The organism is bacterium, assembly GCA_021158245.1.
GTDB lineage: Bacteria > Zhuqueibacterota > QNDG01 > QNDG01 > QNDG01 > QNDG01.
Genome location: JAGGVB010000026.1, coordinates 1 through 6,637 on the forward strand (window position 1 = coordinate 1; position 6,637 = coordinate 6,637).

Here is a 6,637-nt window from a genome sequence, read left to right on the forward strand (position 1 = left end):
CAGACATTTATTCTTCCTGTAGTAATAAAAAATACAGGCGGGGATGGAGTACATGGCGTTGTTGTCCAGCTTCGCTCAAATGCTCAGGCTCCGGCCTTTCCTTCCTCTTTCCCTGCAACTACAGAGATAGACCACCTTGCAGGAGGTGAGCAGAAAACAGTTGAAATAGAAGTTCTTGCAGCGTATACAAGTAATATGGGAGAGGAACTCATTACTTCGTTGTCAGGGTATACTGACAATGATACGACTTATATATTTTCAGATGAGGCTTCAACTGTAGTTGTGATAGACCGTCCCGCTCAAATTTCAGTTACAAGCATTACAACTTCAATTACAGAAGTACAGGGAGGCCAGGTCGATCCGTGGACTATCAATGTTGTTGTAACAAACAGCGGCGGTGCGCCCGTTTTGATTAACCAACCTTCTCCTGACGATTTAAAGTTTTTTATTAATAATATCAGCCAAAACGATTACAGCATTAAGCCGCCAGAAGGGTTTGATAATACATCCAATAGAACGCTTTTAGGAGGGCAGAGCAGGACATTAACATATACAGTAAATGGTACAGGGAGACTTGGCGGGAATGTAAAAATTACTACTGAAATAAAGGGGAAAGATCAGAACAGCGGTGCTGATCTGCAGGGAACTAATTCTACTAATATTAGTGTGGTTGCGGAAAAGGATTTTAGAATAATATCAACTTTTTTAAGAGCACCGAATACTACAGAGGCCGGTAATGGGCATGTAAATACCGGACAGGAATTTTATATAGATGTTGTTGTAGAGAATGGGTTGGGGAGAAGCGTAAAATTTGTGGAAGTAAGTTTGAAAAGCAACGGATCATCAATTACAGGCCCGCTGCAGAGTACAATAGCAAGTTTGTCTCCAACACAGTACAGTAAAGTATCCTTTTTAATAACAGCAGAATCGGAAGAGAATAGTTCCGGGGAAATTTTTATTGCTTCAATTACCGGTGCGACTTTTGAGAACAGCACGTCTGTGCCGCCTGTGGGAGCCAGTCTTGATTCTGTTGCATCAGTAATTATTCAAAAACCGGCCAGCCTTAATTTTACAGTATCACTATTTGATACGTCGGGGAATAAACTTCACGACAAAGTATCGACAAATCAGGTCTTTAAAGTAGTGGCAGAGCTTGTAAATCACGGAACTGCGGGAATAGATGAATCGGGCAAGATGCAGATTTCCCTTCCTTCGGGCTATGAGCTTGTTTCATTCTTAAGCAAGCAGACTGTAGGAGTAGGTGAACCTGTGACATGGATGGTTAAAGCACCTTCTTCAGGTGTACCTGATGCTCAGCTATATGTCAGGTTGTCAGATTTTCCACGTGAGATAAACACAGGCAACTATGCAAAGATTGAGGAGCAGATACACAGCTTTTCAATTAAAACAATTGAAAGCTGGATTTCTACTGTACTTTCTGTAAATAACCCTCCCGGGGCAAGAGATAATACGGTATCATCCGGCCAGCTGTTCTGGCTGAAAGTTGACCTTACATGGAGTAATTGTAAAGATCTTATTGCAGAGCTTACACTGCCGTCCGGATATTCAACGCAGGATGACCTGCAGAAAAGTGTTTTGTCGAATTACGTTATTTGGCCTGTTCTGGCTCCTGACCATGTTTCAGGGCCGGATGTATTCCGTGTTTCCGCTCAGGGGAAGGATCAGCTTCAGAGTGTGATTGTAAATAGCGATGTTGATTTTCTGTATGTAACAACTGTCAAAAAGGCTGATATTTCTCTGTCTCTTGATATTGTATCTCCGACTGATGCAAGAGATGGTTCAGTATCAATCGGGCAGGAATTTGTTATAGAAGCATCCATAGAAAATAAAGGTGATGCAGGGATAATTGGTAATGCAAGAGTAAAATTAAATACTGATGATAAGGGTGATTTGCCGGGCGGTTATACAACAAGGGATCCGATCTTACAGGATATGGTAAATGGCAAGGCACAGTGGACAATAACAGCGCCTGAGCACATCACAGGAGAAGCAGTATCCATTGAGGCTCTTTTTGAAAAGATCCCTTATGACGAGAATACAAACGAATCTTGTTTTGTGACACAATCTCATTATGCAATTGCCGTAACAACTGCAGGGGCAAGCCTTTCAGTTCAGCCTGGAGAATTACCTCAGGATGATGGTAATATTGTTGTCCCCGGAGAGAACAGAGTTGTCCTGATGGTTCTCAAACTTGAAAATGAAGGTATTGAGGGTGCAAATCCAATTCGTGTAAGCTGGTTAAAATTTGTAATTGAGGACGAAAACGGAATCCCGATGAATGGAAGCCGTATATTTAAATCAATGTATGTTACGGACTTGGAACAGCCGGATCTGATTTTCGGAAGAGTGTCCAGCTTTAATGGAGACGATACTGTTTCGGTCATACTGAATCAAATTGACCGTGAACCTTCAGTAAGAGTCAATAAAAGCAGATATCTTGCAATTTGCGGGGAAATATCTGAAAATACAAATGTTGAATTTTTCCAGATAAATTTGCCAAGTAATAAAGCAGTAGGTGCGGAAGATATAGATTCCGGTATTCAGGTTCCTGTTCAGACACCGACAGAGGAAAACTGGGTGGATATGCGCTCTCAGATGAAGCGTATATTTTTCCCGGATAAAGAAGTTACACTCTGCAATTGTCCGAATCCTTTTGGTGGCCCTGGAAATGAAAGTACTGTTTTTATCTACTACCTCAAGGAATCAACAGATGTCACATTTATGATATTTACGCTGACAGGACAGCTTGTATGGAAGGCCTCATATACATCCGGTTCTTCACAGGGGAGAGCAGGAGTGCATGATACTAAGTCAAATAGTGTTGTTTGGCGGGCACGGAATGAAAGAGGGAATGTAGTACTTAACGGTGTATATATACTTGTAATGAAGACAGGAACAGGAAAAATAGAGAAAACAAAGATTGCAGTTGTAAAATAAATGTAGAGCTTTACTAACAGGGAAAGATTTAATGAAACGTGTTTTTATATATGCAGCTCTGATAACAGCTGTCCTGGTTCTGCCCAGTATGGGGCAGGAAGGGTATGCAGGAGTTGAATCTCCCTTCACAATAGGGGCAGGTGCCAGATCACTCGGCCTTGGCGGTACCGGCAGTGCTTTCCCTGACGGGCCTATGGCGTTTTTCTGGAATCCTGCTGGGATGGTTGTTGTACAGCAGCGTTCTCTCGGATTGTCTTTGACTACTCTTTTTGAGGGAACACAGTACAATGTTGCGGGGTATGTTCATCCTACCTTAAGTACGGGTGTTCTCGGCATAGGAATCGCAAGGATAGGTACCGGCGATATACGGCATATCGAACAGCAGAATGGCGTACCTGTTGATATAGGTACTTTTGATTACTGGTGGGGTAAAATAACATTCGGGTATGCGGTTGAAGTGTTAAAAGGATTGGCAATCGGGATAAATGTAAACCTTAACAGGCAGGTGCTCGGATACTTTTCAGCTAATGGATTCGGAGGAGATGCAGGGATAAATTATGTATTTCCTTCCACTTCAGGCCTTTTTTCTAATATGTACGTAGGAGGAGTTGTTTTTAATGCTGTCAGCCCAAGGCTGAAGCTCGGTGTTTCCGATGAAAGAGTGCCCTTGATTATGAGGGGCGGAATTGCAAAAGTGGTTTTCCTGAGAGGCCGGCACGACAGATGGCTTTTTCTTGCTGATGTGGTAAAGCATGAGCTGAAGCCTTTTACTTATCATTTCGGTACTGAATATTCATGGAATGGAAATATTTTTTTAAGGGCAGGATGGGACAATGGCAAGGTTTGTTTTGGCGGCGGTATAAGGCTGGCAAATATACAGTTTGATTATGGTACGGAGCAGATCGGCGATCCTGTTTATTTCCCTGCAAGCCATAGATTCTCGCTTGTATTCTTTTTCGGCCAGACTATGAATGAAAAGCGCAGAATAGCAGAGGAGAGGCATCAGAGGGAGATACAGCAGAGAATTGCTGAAAGGATAGCGTCTGACAGGAAAGAGAGAATTAAGGAATCCCTTTTTGCAGGTAAAAGATATCTTGATAAGAAAGATTACTTTAATGCACGGCTTGAATTTTCACGGGTCTTAAGAGAAGATCCGGATAATAGCGAGGCTAAAGACCTCCTTGCAATTACAACCAGGGAAGAAGAAGCGCTTCAGCAGGAGAGGCAGCAGAAGCTATTGAAGAATGATCGTGAGAGGATGAGACGTGAAATAGATAACAAGTTTGTTGATTCAAGATTTAAAGAGGGTTTGTCTGCTCTTGAGCAGGGAGACTTCAGGTTGGCAATTGAGAAGTGGCAGAATGCGTTAAAAAAAGATCCTCAAAACACACAGATTGCCAGTTATATTGGCAAGGCAAAAGCCGAACTTGCAAGAGAAGTAAATAAGCTTTTAACAAGAACGAAAGAACTTATAAAGCAGGACAATATATCAGAAGCATACAGGGTTCTTGAAAGAGCAAAAGACCAGGCACAGGGGGATCCTGAATTACAGGGAAAAGTATTAAGACAGATTAAAACGCTTGACAGAGCCCTGGATTTTGTATATAATTATCAGGAAGGCCTGAAATATTACGGAAGAGGTGATTATAAAGCAGCTTCTCGTTTCTTTAAAAAAGCTGTCAATCTGGCTCCAAAGCACCAGAGGGCCCGGGAGCTTTACAGAAATTCAGTTGCAAGAGCGCAGGGTTCCAAAACCTCAATGACTCTGCAGGTAAAGAAAATGTTTTCTCAGGGAATCAGTCTTTACAGGGACGGCCATTTTAAAGAGGCATTAAGTATCTGGAATCAGGCTTTGGAAAAGGATCCGACTAATATCAAGATAATTGAAGCTATTGAGGGCGTAAAAAGGAAAATAGCAGCATACGGTGAAGGCCGGTAGATAGCTGGAGTAAGCAATGTTTAAAAAGGTAAGAAGAGAAGAGATTAAAGTTCCTGCAGATATGAATTATCTTGCGGAGCTGCGTGATTTTATTACTCAAACAGGAAGAAAATTCGGCGTATCCGAACAGATAATAAATTCCTTCAAAATGGCAATAGATGAAGCGGGAACTAATATAATTCGGCATGCTTATCGTGATTGGGAAGGATACATTACTGTACGTATTATTATAAGAGAAAAAAGTGTTACTGTATGCCTGATTGACCAGGGGCATACTTATGATCCCCGCTTAAGCAAAGACCCTGATCTGAAACGATATGTTGATATTGGGAAAAAAGGTGGCCTTGGCATTTTTATTATCCGCCGTCTTGTTGATGAGATTGATTATCACAAGACAGTTGAAGGAAATGAGCTTAAACTTACCAAGCTGAGGGACTCCGGAGCGAGGCCTCATCTCTATATGCCTGCATTGGGATTTTCAATGAAAACAAGATTTTCCCTTATTGCATCAGGAGTATTGACACTTATACTTTCAACCCTTTTTGTTATCAATTATATCCATCAGGAAAAGGGAATTTTTCAGGGCAGTATTGATGCTGGAAGAGTTTTTGCAAAAGCAGCGGCTCATAATAGTGTGGATTTTCTTGCTAATAGTGAAACATGGGAGCTTGCGAGAATTTCTGCGGAGATACACAGAGATCATACTGATCTTGTTAGAGAAGTGTTCATTGTTGATAAAAAGCATATAATTCAGGGAGCATATTTAACTGAGAAGATTCTTGAAATATTCAAAATACCAGATGGTGCATCAAAAAAGAGTGATGATGTATTTGAATTCAGGTTAAGTGGCTACGGCCCTGTTTATGATGTAGTGCAGCCGGTTATTTTAAAAGCAAATAATGTTGATGAACATTTAGGTAACGTACACATACTCCTTAATGAAAAGTATATAGACAAGCTTATCAGCAGGGCAAGGATAAAAGCCGTAATTTTCTTTTTTGTGATTCTTATAGGCGGTTATGCTGGTATTTTTTGGCTGGTTTATGTTACTGTAAGCCCTTTTAAACGATTGTCTAATTGGGTTAAAGCTTTGGGAAGGGATGAAGTCCAGGATGAAATGGAGTTTGACCCGTCGGATGAGGTTGGAGAAATTGCAAAAGCTTTTAGTGATATAACTGAAAAATTCAGAAAGTCACAGGAAGATCTTGCAGAACAGGAACGGCTGAAAAAAGAGATGCAGGTAGCCCAGGAGATTCAGCAGACACTTTTACCATCCTCATTTCCGGAAGTAGAGGGGTTTGATCTGGCATCATATTACGAAGCTGCCAAAGAGGTTGGTGGAGATTATTTTGATTTTGTGCAGGTAGATCAGGACACACTCGGAATAGTTGTTGCCGATGTCTCAGGTAAGGGTGTACCCGGTTCATTAATTATGACTATGATAAGAACCGCTTTAAGGACAGAAGCGAGGGGTAACAGAGATGCCGCAGATGTTCTTGCAAAGGTTAATGAATTTGTAATGAATGATATGAAGAGAGGAATGTTTGTAACTGTATTCTATATTATTCTTGATTCTAAAAAAAGAATTATTAACTATGCAAGTGCAGGCCATAACCCGATGATTCTGTACAGAGGCAGGACAAAGAAGAGTTACTACTTAAACCCGAAGGGATTCCCCATAGGAATAAAGCTTCCCGATCCTGCATTATTCCGCAAGTCAATTACTTCTGACAGGCTTAA

The 6,637-nt window shown here is 41.3% G+C and carries 3 protein-coding genes; all 3 read left to right on the forward strand.

Annotated elements, in window-relative coordinates; genetic code table 11:
• Positions 1 to 2,958 (forward strand): hypothetical protein (locus tag J7K93_01420; protein MCD6115648.1); only part of this gene is annotated, 2,958 nt, incomplete at its 5' end.
• Positions 2,959 to 2,989: 31 nt separating this feature from the next.
• Positions 2,990 to 4,897, forward strand: a complete 1,908-nt coding sequence (locus J7K93_01425; GenBank protein ID MCD6115649.1) for a tetratricopeptide repeat protein — start codon at positions 2,990 to 2,992, stop codon at positions 4,895 to 4,897.
• Positions 4,898 to 4,913: 16 nt separating this feature from the next.
• On the forward strand, positions 4,914 to 6,637 hold a 1,724-nt coding region (locus J7K93_01430), incomplete at its 3' end, for an ATP-binding protein (protein MCD6115650.1).

Bases quoted from the DNA above. Each gene is read 5' to 3' on its own strand.
- J7K93_01425 (MCD6115649.1), top strand. From the start codon at position 2,990: ATGAAACGTGTTTTTATATATGCAGCTCTGATAACAGCTGTCCTGGTT.